Source organism: Micromonospora sp. NPDC005413 (assembly GCF_040606435.1).
Classification (GTDB): domain Bacteria; phylum Actinomycetota; class Actinomycetes; order Mycobacteriales; family Micromonosporaceae; genus Micromonospora.
In genome coordinates this window covers 582,041-597,229 of sequence record NZ_JBEXEV010000002.1, presented here as the reverse complement: position 1 = coordinate 597,229, position 15,189 = coordinate 582,041, and the positions used below count along the sequence as shown (strand labels likewise).

General features: G+C 71.8%; 11 protein-coding genes. 6 read left to right on the top strand and 5 right to left on the bottom strand.

The genetic code is table 11. The features are described 5' to 3' along the window. The first annotated feature begins 53 nt into the window (after positions 1-53). Positions 54-839 carry a bifunctional hydroxymethylpyrimidine kinase/phosphomethylpyrimidine kinase gene (gene thiD / locus ABZS37_RS05530; protein WP_355165915.1) on the top strand — a complete coding sequence of 262 codons (786 nt, stop codon included), beginning with the start codon at positions 54-56 and terminating at the stop codon, positions 837-839. A gap of 17 nt (positions 840-856) precedes the next feature. Next, positions 857-2,449, top strand: a complete 1,593-nt coding sequence (gene thiC / locus ABZS37_RS05525; protein WP_355165799.1) for a phosphomethylpyrimidine synthase ThiC — start codon at positions 857-859, stop codon at positions 2,447-2,449. A 67-nt stretch (positions 2,450-2,516) separates the two neighbouring features. Here thiC and ABZS37_RS05520 read toward each other — a convergent pair whose 3' ends face one another. The 4 genes from ABZS37_RS05520 to ABZS37_RS05505 form a co-directional block, all read right to left on the bottom strand. Beyond that, positions 2,517-5,432 carry a hypothetical protein gene (locus ABZS37_RS05520; RefSeq protein WP_355165797.1) on the bottom strand — a complete coding sequence of 972 codons (2,916 nt, stop codon included), beginning with the start codon at positions 5,430-5,432 and terminating at the stop codon, positions 2,517-2,519. 67 nt (positions 5,433-5,499) lie between these two features. After that, positions 5,500-5,808, bottom strand: coding sequence for a cupin (locus tag ABZS37_RS05515; RefSeq protein ID WP_355165795.1), 309 nt, complete (start codon positions 5,806-5,808; stop codon positions 5,500-5,502). Further along, positions 5,805-6,755: an LLM class F420-dependent oxidoreductase gene (locus tag ABZS37_RS05510; protein ID WP_355165913.1), complete on the bottom strand. Its 951-nt coding sequence runs from the start codon at positions 6,753-6,755 to the stop codon at positions 5,805-5,807. Before ABZS37_RS05510 ends, ABZS37_RS05515 begins: the two co-directional genes overlap by 4 nt. Before the next feature lie 2 nt (positions 6,756-6,757). After that, positions 6,758-7,543 carry an ABC transporter ATP-binding protein gene (locus tag ABZS37_RS05505; RefSeq protein WP_355165793.1) on the bottom strand — a complete coding sequence of 262 codons (786 nt, stop codon included), beginning with the start codon at positions 7,541-7,543 and terminating at the stop codon, positions 6,758-6,760. 270 nt (positions 7,544-7,813) lie between these two features. Between ABZS37_RS05505 and ABZS37_RS05500 the strand changes: the two genes are divergently transcribed. Then, on the top strand, positions 7,814-8,842 hold the full coding sequence (locus tag ABZS37_RS05500; RefSeq protein WP_355165791.1) for an ABC transporter substrate-binding protein: 1,029 nt from the start codon (positions 7,814-7,816) through the stop codon (positions 8,840-8,842). Positions 8,843-8,942: 100 nt separating this feature from the next. Beyond that, positions 8,943-9,803 (top strand): ABC transporter permease, encoded by an 861-nt coding sequence (locus tag ABZS37_RS05495; protein ID WP_355165789.1) that lies wholly within the window; start codon positions 8,943-8,945, stop codon positions 9,801-9,803. A gap of 136 nt (positions 9,804-9,939) precedes the next feature. Here ABZS37_RS05495 and ABZS37_RS05490 read toward each other — a convergent pair whose 3' ends face one another. Continuing rightward, positions 9,940-11,118 (bottom strand): ABC transporter substrate-binding protein, encoded by a 1,179-nt coding sequence (locus ABZS37_RS05490; RefSeq protein ID WP_355165787.1) that lies wholly within the window; start codon positions 11,116-11,118, stop codon positions 9,940-9,942. Positions 11,119-11,562: 444 nt separating this feature from the next. Here ABZS37_RS05490 and ABZS37_RS05485 point away from each other — a divergent pair, with 444 nt between their 5' ends. After that, positions 11,563-14,709, top strand: coding sequence for a sensor histidine kinase (locus ABZS37_RS05485; protein ID WP_355165785.1), 3,147 nt, complete (start codon positions 11,563-11,565; stop codon positions 14,707-14,709). Then, on the top strand, positions 14,706-15,113 hold the full coding sequence (locus tag ABZS37_RS05480) for a roadblock/LC7 domain-containing protein (RefSeq protein ID WP_007465177.1): 408 nt from the start codon (positions 14,706-14,708) through the stop codon (positions 15,111-15,113). The genes ABZS37_RS05485 and ABZS37_RS05480 overlap by 4 nt, the downstream gene beginning before the upstream one ends. Positions 15,114-15,189: the final 76 nt, after the last annotated feature.

Genomic DNA, 15,189 nt, shown 5'->3' with positions numbered 1-15,189 from the left:
GGCAACCGACGGGGGTCCCCACCGCAGCCCCCAACCGCAACCAAAGAGGAGAGATGACGCCGACAACAGTGCTCACCATCGCCGGCTCGGACTCCGGCGGTGGCGCAGGCATCCAGGCCGACCTCAAGGTCTTCGCCGCGCTGGGCGCGTACGGCACCAGCGTCCTCACGGCGGTCACCGCGCAGAACACGCGCGGTGTCGACGCCGTCCTGCCGCTGCCCCCGCGCACGGTCACCGAGCAGCTGGACAGCGTGCTCACCGACTTCACCGTCTGCGCGGTCAAGACGGGGATGCTCGGCACCCCGGCGGTGGCCGACGTGGTGGCCGAGGCGGCACGGGATGGCCGGCTGCCCCAGCTCGTCGTCGACCCGGTGCTGGTCGCCACCAGTGGTCACCGGCTCGGCGTGGTGGGCGCGGTGGAGCGGCTGCTGCCGTACGCCAGGGTGGCGACGCCGAACTGCGCGGAGGCCGCGGCCATCACCGGACGCCCGGTGGACGACGTGGCCGGGATGGTCGTGGCCGCCGAGGCCCTCGGAGCAGGCGGCCCGGAGTACGTCGTGGTCACCGGCGGCGACCTGGACGGGGGAGAGGCGGTCGACGTGCTGCACGGCGGCGGAGTCACCACCCTGTTGCGCGCCCCGCGAGTGGCCACCCGGCACACCCACGGCACCGGGTGCTCGTTCTCGGCGGCGGTCGCCGTGCGGCTCGCGCTGGGCGATCCGGTGCCGGTGGCGGTCGGGGCCGCCAAGGAGTACGTGCTCCGTGCGCTGACCGGCGCGCGGGGTTGGGAGCTGGGCGCGGGACGTGGGCCGCTGAACCACTTCGGCTGGTCCGCTTGATCACCAGGGAGGCTGTCATGCACGCACGAGGCAAGGTGTACGTCGAGGGGTCGCGGCCGGATGTCCGGGTGCCGTTCGCCGAGGTGCCGCTGAGCGGAGACCATCCGCCGGTACGGCTCTACGACACGTCCGGTCCCGGTTCCGACCCCGAGGTGGGGCTGCCGCCGTTGCGCGGGCCGTGGATCGCCGAGCGGGGTGACGTGGCACCCGTGCGGGGGGCGGGTACGCCGCTCGCCGGGGCGGACGGTCGCCGGCCCACGCAGCTCGCGTACGCGCGGGCCGGTGTGGTGACGCCGGAGATGGAGTTCGTGGCGATCCGGGAGAACGTCGACCCGGAACTCGTGCGGATCGAGATCGCCGCCGGCCGGGCGGTGCTGCCGCTCAACGTGAACCACCCGGAGTGCGAGCCGGCGATCATCGGTAAGGCGTTCCTGGTAAAGGTGAACGCCAACATCGGCACCTCGGCGGTCAGCTCGTCGGTCGCCGAGGAGGTGGAGAAGCTGACCTGGGCCACCCGCTGGGGTGCGGACACCGTGATGGACCTGTCCACCGGCAAGCGGATCCACGAGACCCGCGAGGCGATCGTGCGGAACTCGCCGGTGCCGATCGGGACGGTGCCGATCTACCAGGCGCTGGAGAAGGTCGGCGGCGACCCGGTGAAGCTGAGCTGGGAGGTGTTCCGGGAGACCGTCATCGAGCAGGCCGAGCAGGGCGTGGACTACATGACGGTGCACGCCGGGGTGCTCCTGCCGTACGTGCCGTTGGCCGTGGACCGGGTGACCGGCATCGTCTCCCGAGGCGGTTCGATCATGGCGGCCTGGTGCCTGGCGCACCACGAGGAGAACTTCCTCTACACGAACTTCGCGGAGCTGTGTTCGCTGCTCGCGCAGTACGACGTGACGTTCTCCCTCGGCGACGGGCTGCGCCCCGGCTCCATCGCGGACGCCAACGACGAGGCGCAGTTCGCCGAGCTGCGCACCCTCGGCGAGCTGACGAAGGTCGCCTGGGCGTACGACGTCCAGGTGATGATCGAGGGTCCGGGGCACGTGCCGATGCACAAGATCAAGGAGAACGTGGACCTGCAGCAGGAGTGGTGCCACGAGGCGCCCTTCTACACGCTCGGCCCGCTGACCACCGACATCGCGCCGGCGTACGACCACATCACCTCGGCGATCGGCGCCGCGATGATCGGAATGTTCGGCACCGCCATGCTCTGCTACGTCACCCCGAAGGAGCACCTCGGCCTGCCGGACCGTGACGATGTGAAGGCGGGCGTGATCGCGTACAAGATCGCGGCACATGCGGCCGACCTGGCCAAGGGGCACCCCGGTGCGCAGGACTGGGACGACGCGCTGTCGAAGGCGCGGTTCGAGTTCCGCTGGGAGGACCAGTTCAACCTCTCGCTGGACCCGGAGACGGCGCGCTCGTACCACGACGCGACGCTGCCCGCCGAGCCGGCGAAGACGGCGCACTTCTGCTCGATGTGCGGCCCGAAGTTCTGCTCCATGAAGATCACCCAGGAGCTCAAGGAGTACGCGGCGCGCGGCATGAAGGACAAGTCGGAGGAGTTCGTCTCCGGCGGCGGCAGGGTCTACCTGCCGCTGGCCTGACCTGCCCGCGCTCTGGGCCGGCGGCTCGCCCACCGCCCGGCGGGTCCGACATGCCGTCGGGTGGGGGTCAGTCGCGGTGGTGCCGACCGGTGGAGCGCAGCGACCGGCGGCCGTTCTCCTGCTCCGGCTCATTGTCCGACACCGGCTTGCTGAGACCGGCGACCCAGTCGACGAACTCCTCGTCCTGCGTCGGCAGCGGTTCCGTCGCGTCCGATGTCTCCTGGCTCTCCTCGTCGCCCCGGGACCGGTTGCGGCGGAACAGACCGCCGAGCCGTCCTCGCCGGGCGGGCTGCTCCGCCGCCTTGCTGGGCGTCGACGAGCCCGATGGGGTGTCGGTGCTCGCCGGGTCGTCGGTGCCGGCGGCGGCGTCGGAGGGCGCGCCAACCTGCTCCTGCACGAACGGAGACGCCGTGGCCGCCGACCGAAGTCGGGCGGCGTCGGTCGCGTGTCCGGCCGGAGCGACCGGGTCGCTCGCCGCGGCCGCGCTGTCCTGCGACTCCGTCGGTCGGGCGCGGCGGGCGGTGTTGAAGGCGTTCCAGGTGCCGGCTCGGCTCAGGTCCGGCAGCGGTGCCCGGTGCCGGGGCCTCGGCGTCTGCACGGTGGGCTCATCCGGCCCGGTCGGCGACTCCGCTGCCGTCGACCCCGGGTCAGAGGCCTGCGGCGGCACCGTCCACGCTGAGGTGACCGGCCAGGCCGACGGAGCCGGCGTCCACAGTTCCGCGTCCGGGTCGCTGGCAGCCGTGACCCCGAACAACCCAGCGGTGGAGCCGCCCTCGGTGGCGGGTGCGCTGTCGGTCCCGCCAGCCCTGCCGGCTGCGGAATCACTGGCCGATTCGGTCGGTGTCGCCGTCGGGCCGGTGGTAGCTGGGCCCGCCCGTCCCGCCGTCGGGCCGGTGGTGGCTGGGCCGGCTTGTCCGGCCGTCGGGCCGGTGGTGGCTGGGCCGGCTTGTCCCGCCGTCGGGCCGGTGGTGGCGGTGGCCGGGGTGTGCGAGTCGGCCGCTTTCGTCATTGGGCCGGTGGTGACGGTCGGTTCGGCCGGTGCACCCGTCGAGTCGGCGGTGGCAGCCGGTGTGGTCGGGTCGGCTGCTGCCGTCGGCGTGCCGGACGTAGCGGCCGGGACGGCCTCGGTGGTCAGGCCGGGCCCGGTGCCCTGGCTCTTCCTCCTGGGCGCAGGAGTGTGGGCGGCCTCGCCAGAGTCGGTGCCGTTGGCGGGCCTGCCGGGCCGGGACGTCTTTCTGGTGCGGCCGGTGGTCGGCTCGGCGGTGGCCTCCGACTCGGATGGCGGCGTGCCGTCGGGCGCGTTCGAGGCGGCGGCACCCGGGACGGCCTTCGGCTTGCGGGTCCGGCGCGGCTTGGGCGTCAGCGGCGCCTCGGCCGTGCCGGGGTCGGCTGTGCCGGGGTCGGCTGTGCCGGGGTCGGCTGTGCCGGGGTCGGCTGTGCCCGTGCTGGTCGTGACCGCGCTGGCGGTGTCATTGCTGACGGTGCGGTCACCGATCGGCTTGCCGGTCGTGGCCGTCGTCGCGCTGCCGGTCGTGGCCGTCGTCGCGCTGCCGGTGGTGGCCGTCGTCGCGCTGCTGGTCGTCGCCCTGCCGGTCGGCTCGTCGTCGCCGGGGCCGCCGGTCGGAGTGGCGGCATCGGCGCGCCCAGCCGCAGTGCTGGTCGGCGTGGTGCCGGTCGAGCTGCTGACGCCGGTGGTGGCCGAGGGCTCGGTGGTGGCCGAGGGCTCGGTGTCGGTCCGGGCGGTGGCATCGTCCCGGCCCGACGTGGGCTTCTTCGTTCCGGCGGTGAACTCACCGGTCGGGTCGGTCACCCAGGCTGCGGGCGTCGCCGGAGCGGCGGGAGTCGGAACGTGCTGGCCGCTCGCCGTGGTCGCCGGCCAGTCCCAGTGCGCCGGGACGGTGCGTACGCCATCAGGGCCACCGGCGGCCCACGGACCTGGGACAGCGCCGGCCAGTTCCACGCCGGCCGGCCTCCCGGCAGAATGATCCGTGTTGGCCAGTTGCGCACCGGCGGGCTCGGCGGTGTCCCGGTCGTTCGCCGACTTCGCCGACTCGGAGCCGGGCAGGGCCGGGCCGGCGGGCAGCGCGCGCAGAATGTCGGTGGGCTCGATCGCCTGCGGGTCCGCGGTGCGGGCGCCCGCTGGCCAGCGCAGCAGGGCGGCGGCAGCCGCGCCGAGCGCGCCGGCGAGGATCGCGATCAATGAGCCGTAGTAGGGGGCGGACTGGTAACGGTCCACCGCGTCGCCGGGGCCGGCGGTCAGGTAGGCGAACGCCACCAGCACCGGACCGGCCACCCCGGTGGCCCCGCTGACCAGTGGAGCCTGGCCCCGCCGGCGAGCCAAACCGGCGGTCGCCGCGCCGGCCAGCAGTGCCACGGTGGGCAGCAGGAGCAGCGCCAGCCGTTGTGCGGCCGCGTCGTTCAGCCAGCTCGGTTCCAGCACGCCGAGCCGAACTGTCGGCAGCGTGCCGGTCGCGCCGAGCGACGGCAGGACGGAGATCAGCGCCAGCAGCCAGACCGCGCCGGCCACAGCCGCCATGTTCCAGCCCAGCTCGGGCCGGAGCAGGACGGCGATCGCCGCGCCCGCCCCGATCACCGCACCGAGTACGGCGCAGATGCCCACCGCCCAGACCGGGTCGACGGAGATCAACTCTGCGGCGCGGGCGGGCTGCATGCAGAGCGGGGCGATGATGGTGGCGCCGAGCGCGGCCGCGCCACCGATTGCCAACTGCCGCCCGGTGCTGGCCGCAGGAGCGTCCCGGTGAGCGAGACGTCCGGTCAGGACGGCGCCGACGACGGCGGCGTTCGCGGCGAACCAGCCCACCCAGACGAGCTGGGCCGGCCACTGGTTGACGGTCGTACCGGTGAAGGCGCCGGTTAGCCGGACGATGCCGAAACCGTACGCGACGCCGAGCTGGCCGGCCCCGGCCAGCACGCTCACCCCGAGCGCCGTGAGCAGCAGTCTGCCCCAGGTCCGAAAGGCCATGTCGGGCACGTTACGCACCCGGTACACCCGATCGCCACCGGCGCGCCGCGCGGCGCGCCGGCCCGGTCTACTTGAGTTCGACCAGCCGAGCGACGTAAGTCGTGTCTCCGACATTGGTGAGCATGTGCACCGCTCCCGGGTCCCGGTAGACCACTCCGCCGGTGGGCTCGTCGGCGTCGATGCGGGTGCCGTCGATGGTCTGCACGATGTTCTTCGCGCCCTCGATCGCCACCACCAGGTAGGGGTGGTCATGTCGGTGCAGCGGTTGCCGCTCGCCCGGCTCGAGGCGGATGTGCCAGACCCGGACCCGGTCGTTCTCGTACACGATCTCCTGACCCACCGGCCCGAGCTCGGTTCCGTCGATCACGTCGGTCATCGTTGTCCGTCCAGTTGGGGGAGCACCTCGGCGGCGATCAGCTCAAGGTGGTCGAGGTCAGCAAAGTCGATCAGACGTAGGTGGACCCGGGTGGCGCCGATCGCGGCGAACTCGCCGATCCGCTGCGCGAGCTGCGCGGGTGAGCCGACCACCGGGTCCTCCGGCGGCAGCGCGCTCTTCTCGTGCAGGGGCGCGGCCCGTCGCTGCGCCTCCGCGTCGGTCCGGCCGATGGCCACGACGATCCCGGCGGAGAGCACCAACGGCTCGCGCCCGGACGCCGCCCGCCCGGTGCGCTCACACGCCTCACGCACCCGGTCGTACGCCCCGGCGGTGTCCGCCACGGACTTGAACGGCATGTTGAACTCGTCGGCGTACCGGGCGGCCAGCTCGGGCGTGCGCTTGGGGCCGCGTCCGCCCACGATGATCGGTGGCCCGGACACCTGCACCGGCTTGGGCAGGGCGGGCGCGTCCACCAGCCGGTAGTGGTCGCCGGTGAAGCTGTAGGTCTCGCCGGCCGGGGTCCGCCACAGCCCGGTGATCACCTCAAGCTGCTCGGCGAGCCGGTCGAAGCGCTCGCCGACCGCCGGGAACGGGATGCCGTACGAGAGGTGCTCGCGCTCGTACCAGCCGGCGCCGATGCCCAGATCGACCCGACCGCCGCTCATCTGGTCGACCTGCGCGACCATCATCGCGAGAGGGCCGGGCAGGCGGAAGGTGGCCGACGTCACCAGGGTGCCGAGCCGGATCCGCTCGGTCTCCCGGGCCAGCGCGGCGAGGGTCAGCCAGGCGTCCGTCGGGCCGGGCAGGCCCGGGTCGGTGCCCATCGACTGGTAGTGGTCGGCGCGGAGGAAGCCCTCGTAGCCGCAGGCCTCGACCAGCCGGGCGAAGCGGAGCTGGGTGTCGTAGCTGGCGCCCCGGTTCGGCTCGGTGAAGACCGACACCCGCATGTTCATCGTCTTTCCGCGCCGGCCGCGGCCGGCTGGTCGCGTTCCATCAACAGCTCGTGGAGGTCGGCGCTGACCTGGGCGACATCGGCCAGGTGGGCGTTGCGGCCCAGGGTGCGAGGTCGGGGGATGGCGACGTCGACCACCTTGCGGATCCGGCCGGGGCGAGGGCTCAGCACGACCACCCGGTCGGCGAGCAGCACCGCCTCGTCGATCGAGTGGGTGACGAAGACGATGGTCGGCTTGTTCTCCATGTGGACCCGCTGGAGTTCGCCGGAGAGCTCCTCGCGGGTGAGCGCGTCCAGCGCGGAGAACGGCTCGTCCATCAGCATCACCCGGGGCTCACCGATCAACGACCGGCACAGCGAGACCCGCTGCTGCATGCCGCCGGAGAGTTCGTGCGGCAGTCGCTTCTCGAAGCCGGCCAGGCCGGCCACGTCGAGCAGTTGCCGGGCCCGCTCGCGGTGCTTGGTGCGGCTCCAGCCGAAGACCTCCACCGGCAGCATGACGTTGTCCAGCACGGTGCGCCAGGGCAGCAACGCCGGCTTCTGGAACAGCATGGCGATGTCCTGGCGAGGGCGGACGATCGGCTTACCGGCCACGGTGATCTCACCGGCGGTCAGCGGAAGCAGCCCGGCGATCAGCCGCAGCAGGGTCGACTTGCCGCAGCCGGAGCGGCCGAGCACGGCCACGAACTCACCCTCGGCGACGTCGAGGTCGATGCCCCGCAGCGCCTCTACCCGGCCAGATCGGCCCTCGAAGGTACGGGACACCCCGGACAGTCGGATCATCTCCGGCGGACCTCCGCTGAGTGGACGGTCAGGAATCCGACAAAGGCTAGCCGGCCTGTCTGTGTATCGCACCGTCCGGGGTGGTCGTCAGGTTGTTTCCGTTCCGCAACCCGATACGCCTGGCGTCACAAAGGTGGGTTTCTCGTACGCTGTGCCCGCGAACAGTCCCCTCACGACGGCGGCGTCCGGCTTTGACCCCTCCCGCCGGCCCGTCACGACAACCCCCTCCGGTGGCCTGCCGGCCCCGGTCGGAAAGGACATGGTGCACTGATGAGAAGGCTGACCCGTACGGTCGCTACGGCCGCGCTGGCCACCGCCCTCGCCCTTGTCTCCGCCTGCAGCAGTGGGTCGGATGCCGACGACGCCAAGGGCGGCGACAGCAAGACGCTGGAGAAGGTGACCTACCTCACCTCGTTCGGCCAGTTCGGCCGTGACTCCTACGCCTGGGTGGCGAAGGAGAAGGGCTTCTTCAAGGACGCCGGCTTCGACGTCGAGATCAAGGCCGGTCAGGGCACCGGTGGTGTGATCCAGACCGTCGTCGGTGGCCAGGCCGACTTCGGCCCGATCGACCTCACCGGCGGTCTGCTCCAGGTCGGCAACGGCCAGGCGAAGGACTTCACCGTGGTGGCCGCGATCCAGCAGCGCACCATGGCGGGCATCGCCTCCGTCGAGGGCAAGAACATCGCCTCCCCGAAGGACCTGGAGGGCAAGAAGCTCGCCGACACCCCCGGGTCCGTGGTCCGCAACCTCTTCCCGACGTACGCCCGGCTCGCCGGTGTGGACGCGAGCAAGGTGACCTGGGTCAACGGTGAGGCGCAGAACCTGATCGGCACGCTGGCCGGCGGCCAGGTGGACGGCATCGGCCAGTTCGTCGTCGGCCAGCCGACGATCGAGGCGGTGGCCAAGAAGAAGGCCGTCATGCTGCCGTACAGCAACGTGATGCAGGACCTCTACGGCAACGTGCTGATCACGTCCTCGAAGATCGCCAAGGAGAAGCCCGAGATGGTGAAGCGGTTCTCCGCGGCGCTGCTCAAGGGCCTGGAGTACAGCCTGGCCAACTCCAAGGAGGCCGGCGAGATCCTGAAGAAGAACGTCGACGCCGCCAACCCGGTCGCCGCCGCCGCCGAGCTGGAGCTGATGGCCGCGTACGTCCGTTCCGGCAACACCGGCACCGCGATCGGCACCCTGGACAGCGGTCGGGTCGCCAAGAGCATCGCCATCCTGCAGGGCGCTGGCGCGCTGAAGCAGAACATCACCCCCGAGCAGATCATCGACTTCAGCCTCGCGCCGAAGGCCTGATCGTCTGGTCGTCATCAGGGGGTACGTCCCGCCGATTCCGGTGGGGCGTACCCCCGTCGCTCGTCGGCCCCCGGGGCCGTGGGATTTCGAGGAGGACAAGATGACCGACGTCCGGTCAGCGGACCCGGCGGTTGCGGCACCCCCACCGCCGGGTGCCGACCCCGAGGCGGGGCGCGCGGGTCGAGGTGCCGGCCTCCGGGCCGGGGCCGGGGTAGCGCTGCTGCCTGCGGCCGGCCTCCTGATCGCGCTGGCGGTGTGGTGGCTGGTCGCCCGGCTGGAGCTCGTCCACCCGTTTGCCCTGCCGCCGCCCAGCGACGTCCTCATTGCGTTCGTCGACAAGCCCGCCCAGATGCTGGAGCACACCTGGGCCACGCTGAAGGAGATCGTGTTCGGCTTTGCCCTGTCGGTGGCCGCAGGCATCCTGATCGGACTCTCCCTGGCGACTTCCCGCACGGTGGAGCGGATGTTCACCCCGTTGCTGGTCGCGGTGAACGCGGTGCCGAAGATCACGCTGGGCCCGCTGTTGGTGGTGGCGCTCGGCTGGGGTCAGAAGCCGATTCTGACCATGGTGTTCCTGCTCTGTTTCTTTCCGATCGTGCTCTCCACCGCGACCGGGCTGACCACCACGCCGGCCGACCTGGCCGAGTTGGTGCGCTCCTGGAACGCCTCCCGCTGGCAGGCGTTCCGCAAGGTGCGCTTCCCGGCCGCGCTGCCGCAGATCTTCGTCGGGCTCAAGGTGGCCATGCCCCTGGCCGCGATCGGCGCGGTGATCGGTGAGTTTCAGGCCGGCGAGAGCGGCCTCGGGTACATCATCCTGCAGTACGCGGGCGTCGGCGACGCCGCCACCGCGTGGGCGGCGATCATGTTGGTCGCGTTGGTGAGCATCCTGCTCTACTCGGCGCTCCTGCTGATCGAGCGGATCGCGCTGCCCTGGGTGCGGGAGACCACCAGCAGCCACTGACCAACCAAGAAAGATCAAAGCTCGAAACGCGTAGGGCCGGCCTCCCAGTAGGAGGCCGGCCCTTTCCATCGACGCCGCTGACGCACAGGGTGTGGCCTACCGTGCCCGGCGCAGGGATCAAGCCTGACCCAGCGTGTTACCCCGCCAACCGCCACCGACCGTTACGGGCGACCAGCGTGGTGAGCGCCTGCGGCATCAACCCGCTGTGGTTGTCCGGCGTCATTCGGATCGGGCCGGACAGGCCATCCATCTGGGACGTCTCCAGCACGTCCCGGATGCCGTTGCGGTCGACCTTCCCGACCGGGCCGCCGGCGCGCAGTTCGGCGTCGGCGATCAGCTGGACGGCGTCCGCGGCGAAGGACGAGGACCCGTTGTAGCCGCCGTAGCGTGCGGTGTAGTCCTGGAACCACTGCCGCCGCGCCGCCTTCGCCGGCGTGGTCGCGATCACGTCGTCGATCACCATCGTCTGGGTGAAGATCAGCGTGGCCCGCTCGGTCGCCCTGGCCGCGGCGCCGAGGAAGAGGTCGCCGGCCGCACCCGCGTCGAAGAAGAGCGACCCACGGAACGTGGTCTGCTGGGTGCTGGTGGCGGCCAGTGTCGCCTGCTCCGGCGGGGTCCAGAAGACGAGCGCGTCGGGCTTGCCCGACGCGAGCCGTTGGATCTGCTGGCTGACGTCGGTGTCGGTGGTCTTGGCCGTCTGCTGGCGGAGCGTGATTCTGGCCTTGTCCAACTCGCTCTTGAGTGCGGCCGCGCCCTCCCGGCCATAGTCATCGTCGCTGATGAGCAGCCCCACCTTGCGCACGTTGTTGCGACGCAGTTCCGTGGTCAGTGCGGCGGCGCTGTCCGGGGCGTTCGGGCCCAGCTTGAACACGTAGCGCCGTTCCGCGACCGGGCTGGCGATCGCGCCGGAAGCGGCGAGCGCAATGGTGGGAATCCGCTTCTCGTTGATGGTCCCGACCGCACCGACCGCGCATTCGTTGCAGCCACCCATGATGATGGCGCTGACCCGGGAATCGCTGCTGAAGTCGGCGATGTTGCGAAGTGACTCGGCGGCGTCGGAACGGTTGTCCTTCACCTTCAGTTCGATCTTCCGGTCGTTCAGTGCTCCGGAGGAGTTCAACTGCTCGACCTTGAGTTCCAGGGCCCGCTGGTATGTCCGGCCAACCGGCGCAGCGGCGCCGGAGAGTTCGAGGTCGGCGGCGATCACGATCGGACTCGTGTCCTGCTCCGCTCCGCCAAATTGGCAGCCGGTGAGTGTGGTGGCCACTACGGCCGATGCGAGCGCCGCGATGGTCGCGGAGCGGATGGGGCTCAACTCAGTCCTCCAGGTGCGGGCGCGGGCGCTGCCCGGTCACCGCCGCTAATCCGTCCTCAGTGGAGGACGGGATCTCCTCTGCCGTACGGTGTGCGCGAAGCCTGCAAAACCTTGCCAATGGCCGGCGCTGTGGTCAAGCGCGGACCCCGGCAGCATTTTCGGGACGGCCATCCCACATGCTGGGGTAACGCAATGTTTGCAAAAGCTCACTTTGCACACACGCGTGACCACTCTGGAGTTACATGCCCTGTTCAGGGGCTTGCGGAAATGAAGGTATCAGTTGCCCGGATCACGAGATGCGCTCCGTCCGACCGTTTCCTACCCCACTGCGGCTTCCCAAACAGGATCTTCTCTGATGAAATCGCGGCCGTGCCGCGCGTGGTCCCCTCCGCCTACGGCATGGCTCGGCGGGTCAGGTGGGGAAGAAACGACGGAGGCGATGTCGTGAGCACCGGACCGACGACCCTGCCCGCGATCGGCGACAGCGGTCGGCCCACGCGCCGACGGATGCCGCGACTGCGGGACGCCCGGATCCGGTCCAAGCTGGCGCTGATCCTGGTCGTTCCGGTGGCAGCGGTGATCGCGCTGGCCACGGTCCGCCTGATCTCCGTTGGCGAGGGCGCCATCGACGCCACCCGGGCCCGGTCGCTGACGGCCCTCTCCATCGACGTCAGCGCCCTCACGCAGGACCTCCAGGCCGAGCGGATGGCCGCAGCCGCCTACCTGGCCACTCCGCAGCAGCCGGCCGACGCGTACAACCTGCGGGTCCGCCGGACGCAGCAGCAGGTGGACGAGTACCGCGCCGAGCGGGGCCGGATCGGCGAGGTGCCGGCGGCCCTGCGGTCCCGGCTGGCCGTCATCGACGACCACTTGTCCACTCTGGACGGGACCCGCCAGGAAGTGTTGGACCGCCGGCAGATGGCCGTCGCCGAGGCGGTGCTCCGCTACGGAGTCATCCTCACCGACCTGGTCTCCTACGGCGACGGCCTGGCCCAGCTGCCCGGCGACGAGAGCCTGTCGGACAGCCGCCGCGCGGTCTCCGCCTTCGCCCGCGCCAAGGCCGCCGTCGCGGAGGAGGACGCGGTCGCCTTCACCGCGCTGACGGCGGGCCAGCTCGACTCGGAGCAGTTCTCCTCCTTCGTGGCCACGCTGACCAGCCAGCAGGAGGCCCTGGTCGCCTTCTCCCTGGCCGCCGACCCGGCGCAACGCGCCCTGGTCGACAGCACCGTCTCCGGTGACGCGGTCGGCCTGGCCGACCGGGTGGCCGCCGACATCACCCGCTCGGTCGGGCAACGCCCGCTGGTCACCGCGCAGGACGCCACCGCTGCCATCGGCGCCGTGAACGACCTGATGCGCTGGGCCGAGATCCAACTGCAGGACCGGCTGCTCCAGCAGGCCGACCAGGCCCGCTCGGACGTCATCCGGCAGGCCGTGGTCGAGTCGATCCTGGTGCTGCTGACCCTGATCATCGCCGTGTCGCTGGCCGTGGTGCTGGCCCGCTCGCTCAACCACTCGCTGCGCCGGCTGCGTGAGGGCGCCCTCTCGGTGGCCAACCACGACCTGCCCGACGCGGTGCGGCGGCTGCAGAACATGGGCAGCGTGGGCGACGGCGAGGTGGAAGAGATCGTCCGCCAGGTCCGGGATCCGATCCAGCTCACCAACCGCGATGAGGTCGGTCAGGTGGCGCTGGCCTTCAACGTCGTCCACCGGGAGGCGGTGCGGGTCGCAGCCGAGCAGGCCGCGCTTCGTACCAGCGTCTCGGCGATGTTCCTCAACCTGGCCCGTCGTAGTCAGACCCTGGTCGACCGGATGATCGGTGAGCTGGACGCGATCGAGCGCGGCGAGGAGGACCCGAAGCGGCTCGCGCAGCTCTTCGAGCTGGACCACCTGGCCACCCGAATGCGCCGCAACGACGAGAACCTGCTGGTCCTGGCCGGTGCCGACTCCGCCGTACCGCGGCGCGAGGACGCTCTGGTGGTGGACGTGCTGCGCGCCGCCCAGTCCGAGGTGGAGCTGTACAACCGCATCGAGTTCGGCACGGTGGACACCGACATCTCGGTGGCCGCGCACGCGGTCAACGACGTGGTGCGGCTCGTCGCCGAACTGCTCGACAACGCCACCCGGTTCTCGCCGCCGAACACCACTGTTGTCGCCGACGGTCGCCGGATCCGCGACTACGTGCTGATCCAGATCGAGGACCGCGGGCTCGGCCTCACCGACGAACAACTCGACTCGCTCAACCGCCGGCTGGCCGCCCCGCCGAGCGTCGACGTCGCCGCGTTCCGGCTGATGGGTCTGGCCGTGGTGAGTCGGCTCGCCGTGCGCTACGGCATCCGGGTGGAGCTGCGCCGCAACGTGGAGGGCGGCACCGTCGCCCAGGTGACGTTGCCCGCCACCACGGTGGTGCTGCCCAACAACCGGGGCCGCGATCAGGTGCTCACCCGGCCGCGCCAGCCGATGGCCGTGGAGCAGACGCCACTCACCCCGGTCGGCCACGCCGAGCAGTTCGCCGGTGCCACGACCTCGGCGGCGACGCTGCCCGACCAGTGGCGGACCAACGCGCCGGCACCCGCGCAGTGGCAGTCCCCGCTGGACTCGCGGGACACCACCCCGGCCGTGCAGGCGGGCGGCTACAGCGGTATGCGCTCGACGGCGCCACCCGCACCGGCACCGGCTGTCCCGGCACCCGCCGCACCGCTCCCGCCGGCGCAGCCCGCGTACGGCAACGGCTCGGGCGTCTCGATGGGCAGCCCGACCGTGGCCTACCCGACCATCGACCCGCTGCCCCGACGCGGCTCGGCCGCGGAGGCGGCGGACGGGCGCGGCGGCCCGGGCCTGCCGGTGGGGCCGGTCGCCGGCCTCGGCGCGGTGGCACCACCTGCCGCGCCACCGGTGCCCGCCGCACCGGTCAGCACCCGGCCCGACTTCCCCGCCGAGGCACCGATCTTCCGGGAGATGGAGGCGGTCTGGTTCCGGTCGCACGGCGACGACGCCACCGCGATCTTCACCCGGCCCAAGTTCGACGAGCCACCGCCGCCCACCACCGCGGCTCCGGCCGACGCCGGCCTGCGCACGGGTAACGGCGGTCGCCCGAGTGCCGCGTCCGTGCCGGCCGCGCCGCCGGCCCGACCGAAGCTGCCGACCCGTACCCCGGGCAGCTCCAACACCGACGGCATCACCACGCCGGGCACCGGGGGTCGCGGCACCGCGACCGCCGGCGGGCTCGGCGCGGGAACGTCGACACCGCCGTCGTACACCCCGCCTCCGGCTGCCCGGCCGGTGCCGGCCGCCGTGCCCAACGCGCCCTCCGGGGATTCCGAGGCCTGGCGGACGGCGGCGGACGAGGGTTGGTCACGGGCCAGCCGGGCCGCCGAACCGGCTCCCGCCGGGACCACCCGCTCCGGGTTGCCCAAGCGGGTGCCGCAGGCACAGCTCGTGCCCGGCGGCATCGAACAGAAGAGCGGTCGGGACCGCAGCCGGCGGACCCCTGATGAAGTACGCGGGCTGTTGTCGGCCTACCACCGTGGTGTGCAGCGTGGTCGGACGGCCGGAACGGACCTGAACAGCACCTCGACCAAGGAGAGCCGATGAACAGGCCAGCTGCCATGCAGGACATGGGTTGGCTGCTCACCAACTTCGCCGACAGCGTGGCGGGCATCGCCCACGTGGTGGCGGTGTCCGCCGACGGGCTGCTGCTCGCGTCCTCCCGGGATCTGCCGGGGGACCGGGCTGACCAGCTCGCTGCGATCACTTCCGGCGTGGTGAGCCTGACCGAGGGCGCGGCCCGGATGTTCAGCGCGGGCGGCGTGTTGCAGACAGTCATCGAGATGGACAGCGGGTATCTCTTCCTGATGTCGATCAGCGACGGCTCCTCGATGGCCGTACTGGCCGCGCGCAGCTGCGACGTGGGCCAGGTGGGCTACGAGATGGCGCTGCTGGTCGAGCGGGTGGGTGCCGCGCTGGTGCCGCTGCCGCGGGACGCGGTGCGTTCGTAGCACCGGAAGGCGGCGCTTGGACCGCGCGCCGAGGCAGGGACGGGAGGCGGTACAGGCCGGCTCCGCAGGTGACGAG